This is a genomic window from Ideonella sp. A 288 (genome assembly GCF_002198735.1).
Lineage (GTDB): Bacteria > Pseudomonadota > Gammaproteobacteria > Burkholderiales > Burkholderiaceae_C > Pseudaquabacterium.
In genome coordinates this window covers 209,032-224,615 of the sequence record NZ_MWLO01000123.1, presented here as the reverse complement: position 1 = coordinate 224,615, position 15,584 = coordinate 209,032, and the positions used below count along the sequence as shown (strand labels likewise).

General features: G+C 66.5%; 13 protein-coding genes. All 13 read right to left on the bottom strand.

Features of this window, described 5'->3' with window-relative positions; translation table 11 throughout:
• Positions 1 to 117: 117 nt before the first annotated feature.
• Positions 118 to 1,485 carry a tetratricopeptide repeat protein gene (locus tag EOINJALH_RS31240; protein ID WP_158219780.1) on the bottom strand — a complete coding sequence of 456 codons (1,368 nt, stop codon included), beginning with the start codon at positions 1,483 to 1,485 and terminating at the stop codon, positions 118 to 120.
• Complete coding sequence (gene tssH / locus EOINJALH_RS15010) at positions 1,472 to 4,183, bottom strand: type VI secretion system ATPase TssH (protein ID WP_088281371.1); 2,712 nt, start codon at positions 4,181 to 4,183, stop codon at positions 1,472 to 1,474. The genes EOINJALH_RS31240 and tssH overlap by 14 nt, the downstream gene beginning before the upstream one ends.
• On the bottom strand, positions 4,176 to 5,333 hold the full coding sequence (gene tssG / locus EOINJALH_RS15005; protein WP_199873381.1) for a type VI secretion system baseplate subunit TssG: 1,158 nt from the start codon (positions 5,331 to 5,333) through the stop codon (positions 4,176 to 4,178). The genes tssH and tssG overlap by 8 nt, the downstream gene beginning before the upstream one ends.
• Before the next feature lie 19 nt (positions 5,334 to 5,352).
• Positions 5,353 to 7,233 (bottom strand): type VI secretion system baseplate subunit TssF, encoded by a 1,881-nt coding sequence (gene tssF, locus EOINJALH_RS15000; RefSeq protein ID WP_088281367.1) that lies wholly within the window; start codon positions 7,231 to 7,233, stop codon positions 5,353 to 5,355.
• A gap of 1 nt (position 7,234) precedes the next feature.
• Positions 7,235 to 7,762, bottom strand: coding sequence for a type VI secretion system baseplate subunit TssE (gene tssE / locus EOINJALH_RS14995; protein ID WP_088281365.1), 528 nt, complete (start codon positions 7,760 to 7,762; stop codon positions 7,235 to 7,237).
• A 23-nt stretch (positions 7,763 to 7,785) separates the two neighbouring features.
• Positions 7,786 to 8,604, bottom strand: a complete 819-nt coding sequence (locus EOINJALH_RS14990) for a type VI secretion system accessory protein TagJ (protein WP_088281363.1) — start codon at positions 8,602 to 8,604, stop codon at positions 7,786 to 7,788.
• 15 nt (positions 8,605 to 8,619) lie between these two features.
• Positions 8,620 to 9,144, bottom strand: coding sequence for a type VI secretion system tube protein Hcp (locus EOINJALH_RS14985; protein WP_088281361.1), 525 nt, complete (start codon positions 9,142 to 9,144; stop codon positions 8,620 to 8,622).
• A 106-nt stretch (positions 9,145 to 9,250) separates the two neighbouring features.
• Positions 9,251 to 9,733, bottom strand: coding sequence for a type VI secretion system tube protein Hcp (locus EOINJALH_RS14980; RefSeq protein ID WP_088281359.1), 483 nt, complete (start codon positions 9,731 to 9,733; stop codon positions 9,251 to 9,253).
• Between the two features lie 54 nt (positions 9,734 to 9,787).
• On the bottom strand, positions 9,788 to 11,284 hold the full coding sequence (gene tssC / locus EOINJALH_RS14975) for a type VI secretion system contractile sheath large subunit (RefSeq protein WP_088281357.1): 1,497 nt from the start codon (positions 11,282 to 11,284) through the stop codon (positions 9,788 to 9,790).
• A gap of 42 nt (positions 11,285 to 11,326) precedes the next feature.
• Entirely contained in the window at positions 11,327 to 11,833 is a 507-nt protein-coding gene (gene tssB / locus EOINJALH_RS14970) for a type VI secretion system contractile sheath small subunit (protein WP_088281355.1), read from the bottom strand.
• 42 nt (positions 11,834 to 11,875) lie between these two features.
• The gene (gene tssA / locus EOINJALH_RS14965; RefSeq protein ID WP_088281353.1) at positions 11,876 to 12,880 is read right to left on the bottom strand and encodes a type VI secretion system protein TssA; all 1,005 of its coding nucleotides are present in this window, start codon (positions 12,878 to 12,880) and stop codon (positions 11,876 to 11,878) included.
• Between the two features lie 186 nt (positions 12,881 to 13,066).
• Positions 13,067 to 14,905 (bottom strand): hybrid sensor histidine kinase/response regulator, encoded by a 1,839-nt coding sequence (locus EOINJALH_RS14960; protein WP_088281351.1) that lies wholly within the window; start codon positions 14,903 to 14,905, stop codon positions 13,067 to 13,069.
• Positions 14,902 to 15,543 (bottom strand): response regulator transcription factor, encoded by a 642-nt coding sequence (locus EOINJALH_RS14955; protein WP_088281349.1) that lies wholly within the window; start codon positions 15,541 to 15,543, stop codon positions 14,902 to 14,904. Before EOINJALH_RS14955 ends, EOINJALH_RS14960 begins: the two co-directional genes overlap by 4 nt.
• Positions 15,544 to 15,584: the final 41 nt, after the last annotated feature.

Below are 15,584 nucleotides of genomic sequence, written 5' to 3'. Positions count from 1 at the left end.
AGCCCGTGGGACCGACAGTGAAGCGGATGGTGATCTCGCGCCGATCTATCGCAAAGCGACAAAAGTCATAGTACGTCCCCCGCCATGAGGATGAGTGCGGCACCAAAGCGTGGCGGGTCATGGCTTGCCGGCCGTGACCAGCCAGCCGGGCACCGGTTTGCCGCCTTCCTGGCGCAGGGTCACCGGCTCGATGGCGCGTGCCTGCAGGCTGGCATCGTTGAGCGTCGTGCGCACGTGCTCGCGGGCATGGGCGTAGCGGCCGTTGGCCTGAAGCCGGTGCGGCACCGGGCTGTCTTCCGGCAAGGCTTCCACGGTGTACACCAGCCATCCTCCCCGGCGAAGGGCCCTGGCGGCGGCGCGCATGGCCTGGGTGAGGTCACCGAAGTAGCAAAGGGTGTCGGCCGACACGGCGATGTCGAAACGCTCGGGCTGCGTGTCCAGGTAGTAGACGAGTTCGGCCTTGTGCAGCACGTCGTACACCTTGCGCTGCCTGGCTTGGCGCAGCATGCCCACCGAGAGATCACAGCCGGCCAGCGAGCGTGCCCAGGGCTTCAGCAGGGGCCCGCACAGGCCGGTGCCGCAGCCCAGGTCGACCACATCGAAGGTGGCCTGGGCGGCACCCGCCGCGCGCTCGACCGCCTGTGCCACCAGTTCGGGGGCGCGGTATTGAAGCACCTCGAGCTTGGCATCGAAGGATTGGGCAAAGCTGTCGAATACCTGCTCCACGTAGGCATCGCTGGCGCGGTCGGGGGCGTCCTCGCCCAGGCAGGCCGCCAGTTGGTGCTGGACCACCGGGTTGTCGGGCTCTTCGGCCAGCCACTCTCGGTAAAGCTGTGCGGCTCGATCGCGCTCGCCCAGGATCAGCAGCGCGCGCAGCACCTGGTTGCGCGCCTGCAGATGCGTCGGCCACAACGACACGGCCTTGCTGTTGGCCACCAGAGCGTCGTGGATCCTGCCCTGGGCCATCAAGGCCTGCGACAGGTTGTACCAGGCATCGGCAAAGTCGGGGCGCAAGTCGACGGCACGCCGACACGCCGCCTCGGAAGCGTCGAGCCGGCCCTGCTTGCGGTGGATCGTGCCGAGGTTGTTGAGCGCGTCGCAGGCGCCCGCCTGATCGCCCGCGAGCGCCACGCTGCGCTCATAGGCCGTGACGGCCTCGTCGAAGCGCTGCGCACCGACCAGCACGTTGCCCAGGTTGTTCCACGGCCCCGGTTCGCCGGGCATGGCGACGATGGCCCGCTGGATCAGGTCAACGGCCTCTTCGCGCCGGCCCTGGGTGTGCCGGAGCACGCCGAGGAAATGCAGCGCATCGGGCTGCTCGGGCCAGTGCGCCAGCAGGGCCTCGAACAGCGTGTCGGCCCGCTCGAGGTCTTCGGCTCGCAGGGCGTTGATGGCCGCTTGCAGGGCCTCCTGCAGGGTCGGGCCCTGCGCGGCCACTGCCGCGGCGATGCCCGACGGGCGCAGGCGCTTGTCAGGCGAACTCATAGCTGAAATCGCCATCGGTCACGCCCACCGAGACCTTGGTGATCGGCAGCCCTTCCATCAGCCGGTGCAGGAACTCCTTGCTGATGGTGGGCAGCATGGTGTTGGTGAGGATGGCATCGATCATGCGGCCGCCCGATTCGCTCTCGGTGCAGCGCGACACCACCAGCGCCACCACCTCGTCGCTGACCTCGAGCGGCACCTTGTAGTGTTCCTGGATGCGCTTCTTGATGCGGCCGAGCTGCAGCTTGACGATGAGCGCCAGCACCTCGTCCGACAGTGGGTAATAGGGGATCGGCACCAACCGACCCAGCAACGCTGCCGGGAAGATCTTCAGCAACGGCTCGCGCAGTGCCTTGGACATGTTCTCGGGGTCGGGCATCAGCTCCGGGTCCTTGCACAGGCTGGCAATCAGCTCGGTCCCGGCGTTGGTGGTGAGCAGGATCAGGGTGTTCTTGAAGTTGATGAAGCGGCCCTCGCCGTCCTCCATGAAGCCCTTGTCGAACACCTGGAAGAAGATCTCGTGCACGTCCGGGTGGGCTTTCTCGACCTCGTCGAGCAGCACCACCGAATAGGGCTTGCGCCGCACCGCCTCGGTCAGCACGCCACCTTCGCCGTAGCCCACGTAGCCGGGGGGCGCTCCCTTGAGCGTGGAGACGGTGTGCGCCTCCTGGAACTCGCTCATGTTGATGGTGATGAGGTTCTGCTCACCGCCGTACAGCGCCTCGGCCAGGGCCAGCGCGGTCTCGGTCTTGCCGACGCCGGAGGTGCCCGCCAGCATGAACACGCCGATCGGCTTGTTGGGGTTGTCCAGGCCGGCGCGCGAGGTCTGGATGCGCTTGGCGATCATTTCCATCGCGTGGTCCTGGCCGATCACGCGCTGTGCCATGAGCTTGGGCAGGTTCAGCACGGTTTCGATCTCGTTGGCGGCCATGCGGCCGACCGGGATGCCGGTCCAGTCGCCCACCACGCTGGCCACGGACTGGTAGTCGACGGTCGGCAGGATCAGTGGCGTCTCGCCCTGGAGCGTGGTGAGTTCCGACTGCACCTGCTGCAGTTCGGCCATCGCTGCGGCACGCTCCTCGTCGCTCAGGTGGGGCGCTGCAGGCGATGCCGCATCCGGGTGCTTCTCGAGCGAGCTGCCAGTGCCTTCGACCGGCGCCACGGCGCCGCGCAGCTTGGCGCGCAGGGCCAGCAGGCGGTCGACCAAGGCCTTCTCGGCGTCCCACCGCGCCTGCAGGCCCTCGAGCCGCAGGTGCTCGGCTGCCAGGTGTTCCTCGACGTCGGCCGAGCGGGTCTTGGTGTCGATGCCGATCGCTGCCTCGCGGGCAATGATGCCCTGCTCGGTCTCCAGCGACTCGATGCGCTTGCGGCTGTCGTCCACCTCGGCCGGCGTGGCGTGCAGGCTGACCGCCACGCGGGCGCAGGCCGTGTCGAGCAGGCTGACCGCCTTGTCGGGCAGTTGCCGGCCGGCAATGTAGCGGTGCGACAGCTTGACCGCACCCTCGAGCGCCTCGTCGAGGATCTGCACCTTGTGGTGGTTCTCCATCGTCGATGCCACGCCGCGCATCATCAGGATCGCCTTGGGTTCGCTCGGCTCATCGACCTGGATGCTCTGGAAGCGGCGGGTGAGGGCAGGGTCCTTCTCGATGTACTTCTTGTACTCGGCAAAGGTGGTGGCGCCGATGGTGCGCAGTTGGCCCCGCGCCAGGGCAGGCTTGAGCAGGTTGGCGGCGTCGCCGGTGCCCGCCGCGCCGCCGGCACCCACCAGGGTGTGGGTTTCGTCGATGAACAGGATGATCGGCTTGGGGGAGGCCTGCACCTCGTCGATTACCGAGCGCAGGCGCTGCTCGAACTCGCCTTTCATGCTGGCGCCGGCCTGCAGCAACCCTACGTCGAGCACGCGCAGTTCAACGTCCTTCAGCGAGGGCGGCACGTCGCCCCGGGCGATGCGCTGCGCGAAGCCTTCGACCACGGCCGTCTTGCCGACACCGGCTTCGCCCACCAGGATCGGGTTGTTCTGGCGGCGTCGCATCAGGATGTCGACCACCTGGCGGATCTCGTCGTCGCGGCCGACGATCGGGTCCATCTTGCCGCCGCGCGCCTGCTCGGTCAGGTCGCTGGTGAATCGCTTCAACGCCTCCTGCTTGCCCATCGCCGCCGGGGCAATGGCGTCGCTGGCCTCGCCAGGCGCTCCACCGCCTTCGGTGGCCGACTGCCGCTCTTCGGGTGACCCGGACAAGAGGGTGCCGAAGCGATCGCAGAGATCGTCGAGCTTGACCTTGTCGAACTGGCGCGAGATCGACATCAAGGCGCCGCGCAGCGAAGGCGTCTTGAGCAGCCCGATCAGCAGGTAGCCAGTGCGCACCTGCCGGTCGCCGAACATCAGCGAGCCGTAGACCCAGCCACGCTCGACAGCGTTCTCGATGAAGCTGGACAGGTCGGTGATCGACGAGGCGCCGCGCGGCAGCCGGTCGAGCGACGCCGTGAGGTCCGACACCAGCACCGAGCTGTCGATCTCGTACTGCTTGACGATGCGGTGCAGGTCGCTGTCGGGCGTGTTGAGGATCTGGTAGATCCAGTGCTGCAGTTCGACATACGGATTGCCGCGCAGCTTGCAGAACACCGTGGCGCCCTCGATGGCCTTGTAGGCCAGCGGATTGAGCTTGCCGAAGAGGGCGGTGCGGGAAATTTCAGCCATGGGTGGCTCCAGGACGGTACGGGGTGGAGGACGCAGCGGGCCGAAGCCTCAGGTCCCAGCGGTCGATGGATCGGTCGGCAGCGCCGCGGCTGCCGTGCCCCAGCCAGGTGGTCAGACCAAGGCGCACTGTGCGGCCGAGCCGCGGCGGCGGAACTTCGGCGCCGGTTAGGCCCAGGCGAGCGTCCCACAACAGGTCGCCCCCGGCAAGCAGGCCAACCCAGTCGCGCAGTTCGACGAAGGCCCGGCCTCCAGGCAGGAAGGACTCATAGCTGGCCAGGTTCAGCGGCCCGATGTCGAGGCGGAACTTGAACTGGCGATCGAACACCTTGCTGCCCGTGTTTGCAGTGCGCCCGAGCTGGGCACCGCCGCCGCCCAGGCCTCGCCGCTGGGGCCGGTTCGCCGCATGGCCCAGCCGCGAACGGTCATCCTGTGCCACTGGCATCCAGTGCGCCACATGCGATTGCAGGGCCACCGGCACGCCGAAATAGTGGCGCAACACCTTGCGCATGGCCTCGGGATGTCGGCTGCGACAGACCAGCAGCCCGGCCTGGAAGCGTTTGGCGGCATCGGGAACGGAGTCGCGGCCCGAGGTGCCGGAGCCGAGTCCGAAGCATGCGCCCAGCCAGACCCCGTAGCGGTCGTCCTGCGGGCGATCCATCTGCACGGCGGGTTGTGCCTGCGCCCACGCGCGATAGAACAGACTCAGCAGCCGGTGGTGAAAGATGTCGAGGAATCGCGACAGCGTCGGGTCGGCGTGCTGATGGCGGCGCTCCCGCACATACTCGGTCAGGTGCAACGGCATCGGCCCCTGGGGGCCGAGCAGGCCGAAGAACCGGACCCCCAGGCGCCCGGTGCCGGGCCCGGTGCGGTCGAAGCGGGCGATGGGCGCCGGTGCAAAGTCCATCTCGGCGACCTGGCTCAGCCGCAGTGGTTCCTGCGATGGCCGCTGCGCCTTGCCGATGCGTGGCGAGTCGGGGCGCAACGACTCGATCCGGCGCATCAATGCGAAGAAATCGTAGGCCCAGGGCTGGCGCTCGAGGTCGTCGAGCAGGTGCTCCAGCGCTTGCTGTCGCCACGGCTTTGTCGGCGCGTCGACCCCGGTCGTCATGCCGCCCCCTCGACACCGCAGCTCGGGCCGCCGGGCGGGCAACGGTACGGCCGTGCGGCGTTCACAGCCGCTCCCTGCCGCCCATGCGGGGCGGCCAGCGGTGCACCAGACCACGCTGGCTGGAGCGCAAGCTGAGCTGGGTGAAGCTGTTCACGGCGGCGTGCCGGCACAGGAACCGCTCGAGCACCGACGCAAACATGAAGGCACTGGCACCCTGAAAGGCCAGATCATCGATCTCGAGCTCGATGTCGAGTCCATTGCCGAAGCTCAGTGGGCCCTTGAACGGCAATCGCCTCACCACGGGGCGAGCGATCAATGCACGCAACCCATCCACTTGCCGAGCCCAGGCAACATCGTCCAGCGGACCATACAGCTTCAGCATGGTGCGCAGACCGGCCGCGGCTTCGTCCGGCGAATTGCCGCTGAGCGCGAGGTGATTCATGCTGAGCTGACTGACCAAGCTCCAACCGATGGCGCCGCCGGGTTGTCGCGACACCGGTCGAGTGGGGCCCTTGAGCACGTCGACGGTGGCCACCGGGCCCGGCGATTCCAGTCGCCAGATCGGGCCGCTGCGGGCATCGGTGCCAGCGGGCAGCAGCGTGGGCAGATCACGGTTGGTCACCCAGGCCTGCACCGACAGCTGACGAAGGTCTTCGCGATAGGCGCCGTGGTCGGCATCGATCAGCGACAGGTACACCTCTTCGCCGATATACGCCGAGCGCGCCCCCTGAAGTCGCTGTCGCTCCGAAGGCAGGCGAGGTTCTCTGCGCAGCGCGAAGTACCCGACCGAACTGCCCGTGGGGGCGTGCCGCGTGTCGTACAGCGACCTGAACTGTCGTTGGGCGTCGCGGCCTGCACCGTGGCCGATCACCGATTCGATGCTGTGAATCTCGAAGTCCATCGGCCGCGTGCGGTCCGGAACGAGGTGATAGTCGCTGTTGCCCTGCCCCAGTTGAACTCGGTCGAGACGCTTGCGGAACAGGTTGATGGCCGGGGTGCAGTGCAGGCTGAGGCTTTGGTCGTCGACCAGCGACTCGAGAGATGGCTCACCTCTGGAGAAGAGCACGACCAACTCGACCGTGTCGCTGTCCACCCGGGAAAGACGGGACGCGAGATCGGTGATCTCGAAGAACAGCAGCCGTTGGGGCAGGGCGGCCAGTTCCTGCACCAGCCGGTGGCCGGAGAACGCACGCTCGGTCTCGGGCAGGAGCGCTTGGTCGTCTTCGAATCCGCAGGCCTGCACGCTGTCGGCATCTCGCCACTCGGCCAGGCTGCCCGCAGTGCCGTGGAGTACCCAGGTGCCCAGCGCGGCACCCAGCAAAAGTTCGTGCAGGCGGTTGGCCGTGTCGTTGGCCGCGCCGATGTACAGGGTAAGCCGGTCCAGCCCGAGCTGCGAGAACCGCAAACCACCCCCTGAGCGCAGGCGAATGCGGATACCGCCCTTGGCGCCCTGTGCCACAGGTACCCTCACCATGGGCAGATCGGGGGCGTAGCTGAAGTACTGGATGCCCGTGATCTCGATGGGCCAGATCGTCACGTCCTGAGACGTCCGAAACTCGCACAACGTGTTCTGGCCTCTCGGCAGTCGCGCCTGGACCATGCTGCCCCGAGGCACGCGATGGCCCTTGGCGAGGTTCGGGTCGCCCAGGTCGGCTCCCATGCGCAACACCATCATCGACGGCGTGGGCGCGAGGAAGTTTGGATAGATCGACTCCAGCAGATGCGCGATCAGCCGGGGCTGTTCGGCCTCGATCTTGAGCTGGACGCGCGCCGCCAGGAAGGCAAAGCCTTCGAGCAGTCGCTCGACGTAGGGATCAGCAACCTCCAGGCCTTCCATGCCCAGGCGGGACGCGATCTTGGGGAACTCTGCGGCGAACTCGGCACCGACCTCGCGGAGGTGGGTGAGTTCGTCGTTGTACAGCCGCAGCAGCCGCGGATCCATCCTACCGGGCCCTTGTGGACGTGAAGGCGCCAGCATCGCGCACTTCGACGAGCCCGGCCTCGAGATCGAGCCGGGTGCGCAGCAGCACCTCGAGCGGCACCGGCTGGGCCCAGAGGTGGCCGCGAATCTCGAACTCGATCATGTTGTGAGTGTCCAGCACGCTGGTCGCTTCGAGTGCACGAACCTCGAGCGTTTCGGGCAGCAACCGGGGTTCGAAGCGCAAGACGCAATCGCGGATCGCGCGCTCGAGCACGCTGATGTCGACCTTCGAGGCCAACTGACCACTCAGTGCCGGCAGTCCGAAGTTCAGCACGCTGGACGCCAGCGCGGGGTAGTCTTCGCCAAGGCGGTCAGTGGGTTGGGTGGCGTTGAACAGCCAGCTCAGGTCTCGGAGCACGGCCTGACGCAGCTGATTCTTGCTCATCACGCGCTGCCCTTCGGGCTCGACGCGCTGTGTCGGCGAATCATCCGTCAACCGGTCGAGCAGGGCCGGTTGCAGCCGCTCCCGGGGCTCGAGTTGGGTCGCCATGAACGCACGCGCTGGGTTGGGGGTCAGGCGGGCGGCGTGTCGACTTCTGGGGTGGAGTCCAGCACCAGCTCGCGCACGTCGAGCAGGCCTTTCTCGACCACGTCAGTCACCAACAACCGTTGCCCGAGTCCGCGGTACTGGCCTTCAGCGAGCTCGAGCCATTCGGTCTTGCGGCCCATCCGCAGTGCGGCATCCGGCAACGAACCTGTGCCCGGATAGCGTGACGGCACCAAGGCCACGATCTCGCCTCCGTTGACGAACTCGAGGTGCGCCGGCAACCAGACCAGGTCTCGCAGGTCTTCCGGCGCTTCGAACTGCACCTTCGACAATGCCGCGAACGGCACCCAGCAGTACCGGCCGTTGATCACCGCTTCGAGCACGGGTCCGAGCCGCGAATCGGCGTCGGCGATCCAGTCGAAGGCCACGCCGTCGATCTGTCCGGAAGTTCCCGGGGCGTCGTCGAGCGCTTGCCGCCGCAGGCTGGCGGCGCCGGCAAGGTCGCCGGCCGCCTCGGATTGCAGGGCCTGGGCCAACAGGGCCACCCACGGCTGGGGCTTTCCGAAGAGGTGAGGCATGGTGCGGCCAGCGAACACCGACTCGCGCACGGCCTCGCACTGCACGGCCTCTCGGTAGGTATTGACCATGGCCAGCGCGCCTGCGTCGAGTTCGCCGCACACGGTCAATTGGCTCAACGCACGGGGCCATTGGCCCAAGATGCACAGCAACTGGAACAGGAAGACGCGCAGTTTCGGATCGGCCGCCTTGGCCCGAACCTCTTTCTGAAGCTGGGCCAGTGCGGCGTCAGGGTCGCCCTGGGCAATGAGTTCGGCAGCGCTGGTCAAGTCAGGGCCTCGGCATCAGGTGTTGGTGGTCAACTCATCCGTGAAGGTCATGCTGCCACCGCGCAGGCCGGTGGTCTTCTGCGGACGGTACTCGACTTCCACCTTGGTGAACATCAGCGTGACCGTCTCCTTGACCTGTCCGGATGGCTCGACGTCGTGCTCGACCGCGGACACACGGGCACCCTTGAGGACGATCGTGAAGTAGATGTCCTGTTCGCCGCCAGCCCGACGCATGCTGAGTCGCGCCTCGGTGACCTCGTCGTTCGTGGCCAGTGCCGCGAGCAACGGGGTGGTCGCCTGATCGATGCGCTTGTGAACGGTCAATCCGGTGTAGGAACGCCGGGAGGTCGCCGAGGTGTGGCCAATGGCAGAACTGGCGCTGACTCCCCAACGCCAGCCGTGGAGCGCGATCTCGTCGATGTGGTTGGGCGTCTGGCTCTCGCCCTTGACGACGCCCGCCCGCTTGGTCTTGACGTAGAGGTAAACGTCTGCCGTCTCGCCGGCTCCGGCGACGGCCAGTGGATCCATCAGTGTTGGCATGGCACCTGCCCTGGTTGTAGCTTGTCACGCCACCTGCATCCCGCCACAGCAGCGACCGCACCGGGTGGCGCGACCGTCGCCGGGCAGGGCAGGGCCGATGCGTCGATCAGGTGATCGTGGTGGTCTTGACGTTCCAGCCGAACTTCACGTCGCCGCCGAGTGCGCCCTTGTCGTCCTGCGCCTTGTAGGCGAAGTCGACCGACGCATAGGACATGGACACGCTTTCGACGATGTCGCCCTGCGATGAGCCACTGGGCTGCACCGACGTGATGAACACTTCCTTCAGGGTGATCTTCAGGAAGTCCTTCTGGCCTTCGCCGGACTTGCGGGCCGTCAGCACCACGGACGGGAAGTGCACGCCCTGGGCGCACTTCTTGGCCAGGATGGGAGAGGCCTTGTCGTAGGTGTGCAGGAAGTTGAAGTCGTTGGGGGTTGCCTTGCCCTTGCCCGAGCCGCCACCGGACGTGCCGCCTGCGTTGACGTTGGAAACGCCCCAGGTCCAGGACAGGATCTCGATTTCGCCCTTGTGGTCGGCGTGGGTTGCCTCGCCGTCGACGCCATCGAACTTGATATGGGTATCGGTTGCCATGATGAATCACTCCTTGAGCCCGGTGCGGGCAACTGTTGAAACAGGAAAGTCAGGTTACTGCTGCTTCTGCGAGGGCAGCTTCGACACGAGCCTCAGCGACACCGTCAGCCCTTCGAGCTGATAGTGCGGGCGGAGGAAAAACTTCGAGGTGTAGTACCCGGGATTGCCGGCCACCTCCTCGACAACGACTTCTGCAGCGGCCAGCGGCTTTTGAGCCTTCGTGACCTCGGATGAGTTGGCTGGATCGCCATCGACGTAATTCATGATCCAGTTGTTGAGCCACTTCTCCATGTCGGTGCGTTCCTTGAACGAGCCGACCTTGTCGCGGACGATGCACTTCAGGTAGTGCGCGAAGCGACAACATGCGAACAGGTAAGGCAGGCGGGCGGACAGGTTGGCATTGGCAGTGGCGTCCGGATCGTCGTACTCGGCCGGCTTCTGCAGCGACTGGGCGCCGATGAAGGCAGCGAAGTCGCTGTTCTTCTTGTGCACCAGCGGCATGAAGCCGTTCTTGGCCAGTTCGGCCTCGCGCCGATCGCTGATGGCGATCTCGGTGGGGCACTTCATGTCCACGCCACCGTCATCGCTGGGGAATGTGTGGGTGGGCAGGCCCTCGACTGCGCCGCCCGATTCGATGCCGCGGATGCGCGAGCACCAGCCATACAGCTTGAACGACCGGTTGATGTTGACGGCCATCGCGTAGGCGGCATTCGACCAGGTGTACTTGCTGTGGTCGCCGCCCGCGGTTTCTTCCTCGAAGTTGAATTCCTCGACCGGGCTGGTCTTCGCGCCGTAGGGCAGGCGGGACAGGAACCGCGGCATGGCCAGGCCGATGTAGCGGGCGTCGTCCGACTCGCGGAGCGAGCGCCAGGCGGCGTACTCGGGCGTGCCGAAGATCTTGGTCAGGTCGCGCGGGTTGGCCAGTTCCTGCCACGAGCCCATGCCCATCAGCGTGGGGCTGGCGGCCGAGATGAAAGGCGTGAGCGCCGCGGCGCTGACCTTGGCCATCTCGCCCAGCATCTCGACATCCGGCGGGCTCTGGTCGAAGTAATAGTCGCCGACGAGACAGCCGTAGGGCTCGCCACCAAACTGGCCGAATTCCTCTTCGTAGACGCGCTTGAACAACGGGCTCTGGTCCCACGAGGTGCCCTTGTAGCGCTTCAGCGTCTTGGCGACCTCGTTCTTGCTGATGTTCATCACGCGGATCTTCAGCATCTCGTCGGTTTCGGTGTTGTTGACGAGGTAGTGCAGGCCGCGCCAGGCGCTTTCGAGTTGCTGGAAGTCCTGGTGGTGGAGGATCGCGTTGACCTGTTGCGACAGCTTCTTGTCAATCTCGGCGATCATGGCCTCGATGGAGGCCAGCACGTCGCTGCCGACCAGATTGGTCTGCGACAAGGCCTGCTGCGCCAGGGTCAGCACGGCGTTCTCGACCGCCGACTTGGCCTCGTCCGTCTTCGGCTTGAATTCTTTGTTCAGCAGCGAGGCGAATTCGCCACCTTCGAAGGTGACGCCCTGCAGGCTCGACAGTTGCGATGCGGAAGTTTCAGCCATGGTGGATCTCCGGGGATGCGGTTCGATTCGGGGTCACGGGGATCAGGCGCCTTCGCCTTCCGGCTTTCGCGCGGCGGCCAGGGACTTCAGCAGCGCCTCGTCCTTGATGACCTTGGAGATCAGTTCCTCGGCACCGGTCTTGCCGTCCATGTAGGTGATCAGATTGGCCAGTTGCTGGCGTGCCTCGAGCATCTGCTTCAGGCCGTCGACCTTGGCGGCCACGGCGGCCGGCGAGAAGTCGTCCATGCTCTCGAAGGTGATGTCGACGGCGATGTTGCCCTGGCCAGTGAGTGTGTTCGGCACCTGGAACGCCACCCGCGGCTTCATGGACTTCATGCGCGAATCGAAGTTGTCGACATCGATCTCCGCGAACTTGCGCTCAGCCACGGGAGGCAGGGGCTCGGAAGGCTTGCCGGACAGGTCGGACAACACACCCATGATGAAGGGCAGCTGAACCTTCTTCTCGGCGCCGTAAAGCTCGACGTCGTACTCGATCTGTACACGCGGTGCACGATTGCGGGCGATGAACTTCTGGCTGCTGGTTGCCATGGCTTACCTCTGCTGGTGGGTTGTACGGTCTGTCGGCGCGGATCAACTCGATCGGCCGTCGGTGCCGGCGAGCCGCTCGATCTGGTCGACGCCCTCGGGCATCAGGTCTCTGACGATATCGAGGAAGCTCATGCTCATCAACCGCTGCGACCGCCGCAGCAGCAACGGAGCCGGATTGCTGGGTTCGTTGCGCTCGATCCACTCGCACAGGCGATCGATCGTGCGGATGACGTCGTCCCGGGAGTTGATGCTGCCCGGCGCGCTGGTGCCGCCCGTGGCGGCATTTGCCGATGCGCCGGCACCTGCCGCGGACGCGTCATCTGCGCCCGTGGCCCGTTGCCGCGCCTGGTCGAGCGCGCGCGTCAGGCTGAGCAAGGGAGCGAGGTCGGGCCCGGTGCCCGGCACCAGTTGTTCTTCGAGGATCTGTGAAATGCCCTTGGCCGCCTCGATGGCGCCTTGCAGCATGCCGGCCAGCGTGGTGTCCTGCCCAAGCGCTTGCCGCAGGGCGTCGAGCACGCCGGCCTCGCTGGGCACCGATTCGTCACCAGCAGCTTCGGCCAACCCGAGACCGAGTTCGATGTCGCGGACCACGATGCTGCCGCGGGTGGAGGTGAGGGCGGCGCTGCGCAGATCGGCCAGAAAGGCGTTGGTCGCCGCCAGCGGCGCGAGCGCGTTGACCCGCATCGTCGGATCATTGCCGTCCGACTCGTCGAGTTGGGGATGGACGTCCGCCCAACGGCGTGACAGCAGGCCGTGCAACAGCTTCAGACCGCCGACTGCACCCGACACGCCTTCGAGGCGGGCACCGCTGCGGGCCAACCAGACGGCCACACGGAGGTCACGTGTCCGTGAGGCGAGATCGAGCGCGTGCTCGCGTACCGTGCGCCAATCGGGGGCTTCGGCCGGGATGACCTTGTCACCAAACTGCTGTTCGGGCTTGCCCGCGCCGGCCTGCTCCAGTTGCAGGAACACCGGGTCGTACTCCAGATCGCTGCCGCTGGGGGCGTCATCCGACAGGGGAACTAGCAGGGACTCGGTGTCGAGCATGGGTGAAATGAAAATGCCGTATCAAGCCGGGAGGTGCTGGAATCGAACTCTAGGAGCCCGATCGATGCCGCGCAGTGGTCTAAAGTCACTTTGGCGCGGTCAGGGCCGAGGCGCATCCGTCGACCGGGGGATGTCACTGCGCCGGGCCGTCGAGGGCCGGTGTGCCGTCCCGCCAATGGTGGATGGTCAGCCCAAGAGGTTGCGCAGCGCGTCGTAAAGACGGCGCGGCTGCACTGGCTTGAACATCACCATGTGGCCGCTGGAGGCGATGCGGCGGATCTCCGCATGGGCCGTGTCGCCAGTGATCAGGATGGCCGGCACCTCGTGGCGACACATCCGGCGCACGCCGTCGATCGCCTCGAGTCCGTCGGCGCCATCGCCGAGGTGCAGGTCGGACAGAACCAGGTCGACCCGACCTTCCAGGGCCTGGGTCACCTGTTCGGCCTGGGCGGCCGAGGCGGCAGTCATGACCTGATAGCCCCATTCTTGCAGCAGGCCTCGCAAGCCCTCCCGGATGGGCTCCTCGTCGTCGATCACCATCACCATTTGCGGCCGGCTGATCTGCATCGGCACGGTGTCGGCTGGCGCCAGGGCATCCTGGAGCTCGGGCAGTCCGCCGATCGGGATGCCGACACGGAACATGGTGCCCCGGCCGACGCGCGATGCCACGGTCAGTCGGTGCCCCAGCAGGCGGACCAGGCGCTTCACGATGGCCAGGCCCATGCCCAAACCATGTGCACGGTCTCGTTCGCCGCGCCCGATCTGATAGAACTCGTCGAAGATGCGCGGCAGTTCCTCGGCTGCGATGCCGGCGCCGGTGTCCCAGACTTCCACGTTCACGGCATTGGCCGTAGTGCGGGCCACCACAACAATGCCGCCCCGTTCGGTGTACTTGATGGCGTTCTGGATCAGGTTGCCGAGGATGCGCTCCAGCATCTGCGGATCGCTGTGCACCGATTTGCCACCTGGCGAGAAGCGCAGTCCCAGCCCGGCCAGTTCGGCCTGTCCTGCATAGTGCATGTGCAGGCGACGGAAGGTGTCCCGCAGGCTGAAGGTCTGTAACGCGGGCGCGACGCTGCCAGCGTCCATGCGCGAAATGTCCAGCAGGGCATTGAACGAGCGCTCGAGTCCGTCGATGGCGCGCACCATGTTTCGCACGAGTGGCTCATCGGGCGAACTCTTCATCCGCTTGTGCAGGGTGGCCGTGAACAGCGCGAGCGCATGGACCGGCTGCCTCAAGTCATGGCTGGCAATGGCCAGGAAGCGACTCTTCTCCACGTCCGCACGCGCCGCAGCGTCGCGTTCGGCTTCGAGTGTGCGGATGCGGTCACCTTGCTCGATCAGTGCCTTGGTGTTCTGTCGCCAGGCCCTGTTCCGCTGGCGGGCCACGACCAGCACGGCCAGCGCCATCAAGGCGTGCGCCGCCAAAGCATGGTCGAACGCGGGGTCGTTGCCCGCAACCCAGGTGGCCAGGGCGGTGGAGGCCGGCACGCCACAAAGCAGGAGATCCAACCCGCGCACCGGTGCCACGGCGGCGGCGCCCACCAGCACGAACGCCGCGCCGCCCAGCAACACCGCGGGCGCCTCCGGCGGCGCCATCCAGGGGCCGGCGGCCATGCAGGCGCTGCTGATCACGACGAGCGCCACCAGCCACCGGTAAAGCTGGTCCTGGCGCTTGTCTGTTGGCCTTTGCCGCCCGAGACGTGCCGGCATCTGCCACGCCATCGCGCCGAGGAAGACGCAGGTCAGGGTCCACGCTGCGCTGGTCACGCCAAACGGCATGGCGCTGGCCACCAGCAGAGATGATGCGGCGATCACGAGACCCCACAGGGACATGTTCGCGAGTGCCGCACGCAACGCGGCTTCGCGAAGTCGCGACATCACGGCGCGGCGGTCGGCCTGGCGTAACTCGTTCTCGCTGCCGGGCTCAGGCGGCTGATCAGGCCCACCGACTGCGACGTAAACGGTCGGCGCGACCGCAGCGGCCGCAGGCCCTGGCGGTGCCGGACCGTCCGGCTCGGTCATCGGAACAGGCTGATGAGGTGCGATCGCGAGCGGACGTCGAGGGCCAGCAGCAACGACGACACGTAGTTCTTGATCGTGCCCAGCGACAGGCCGGTTGACGAACTGATCTCCTGGTTGGTGCAACCAGACAGAACGAGTTCCAGGATCTCGAGGTGCCTGGGACCGAGTTCGGCGACGCGGTCGTACATCGCCGACGACGGAAAGCGTGGGAACAGTTTGCTGGACACCGACGACGGCGCGCGCGTCTCGCTGGCGCCACCGGGCCACAGCAGGGCCGTCAAGGTGTCGCGCATCTCGGACATCATCGTGCTCTTGCCAACATAGCCCGAGGCACCGAGGGCCCGAGCCTGGCGAACGACGAACTCGTCCTGCGTGCCACTGAACACCGCGACGCGTGCCTTGGGGTGGGCCAACAGGAAATGTCGCAGGCCCTGCAGGCCCTTGCAGTCGGCGAGGTTCAGGTCGAGCAGCACGGCATCGATGTCGGGCTGTGCGGCATAGGCGGCGATGGCTTCCTGGAGCGTCGAGGCCTCGATCCACTCGATGGGCACGTCGCGGATCTCGGCGTACATCGTCTTGACGCCGACACGGACCAGTTCGTGGTCATCGACCAGCAGCACCTTGCGCTTCTCGGACATGGGTTCGTGGGCTTCCGGCCGTCTTTCGAAGATGTTAACCG

Bases quoted from the DNA above. Each gene is read 5' to 3' on its own strand.
- EOINJALH_RS31240 (WP_158219780.1), bottom strand. From the start codon at position 1,485: ATGAGTTCGCCTGACAAGCGCCTGCGCCCGTCGGGCATCGCCGCGGCA.
- tssH (WP_088281371.1), bottom strand. From the start codon at position 4,183: ATGGCTGAAATTTCCCGCACCGCCCTCTTCGGCAAGCTCAATCCGCTG.
- tssF (WP_088281367.1), bottom strand. From the start codon at position 7,233: ATGGATCCGCGGCTGCTGCGGCTGTACAACGACGAACTCACCCACCTC.
- tssE (WP_088281365.1), bottom strand. From the start codon at position 7,762: ATGGCGACCCAACTCGAGCCCCGGGAGCGGCTGCAACCGGCCCTGCTC.
- EOINJALH_RS14985 (WP_088281361.1), bottom strand. From the start codon at position 9,144: ATGCCAACACTGATGGATCCACTGGCCGTCGCCGGAGCCGGCGAGACG.
- EOINJALH_RS14980 (WP_088281359.1), bottom strand. From the start codon at position 9,733: ATGGCAACCGATACCCATATCAAGTTCGATGGCGTCGACGGCGAGGCA.
- tssC (WP_088281357.1), bottom strand. From the start codon at position 11,284: ATGGCTGAAACTTCCGCATCGCAACTGTCGAGCCTGCAGGGCGTCACC.
- tssB (WP_088281355.1), bottom strand. From the start codon at position 11,833: ATGGCAACCAGCAGCCAGAAGTTCATCGCCCGCAATCGTGCACCGCGT.
- tssA (WP_088281353.1), bottom strand. From the start codon at position 12,880: ATGCTCGACACCGAGTCCCTGCTAGTTCCCCTGTCGGATGACGCCCCC.
- EOINJALH_RS14960 (WP_088281351.1), bottom strand. From the start codon at position 14,905: ATGACCGAGCCGGACGGTCCGGCACCGCCAGGGCCTGCGGCCGCTGCG.
- EOINJALH_RS14955 (WP_088281349.1), bottom strand. From the start codon at position 15,543: ATGTCCGAGAAGCGCAAGGTGCTGCTGGTCGATGACCACGAACTGGTC.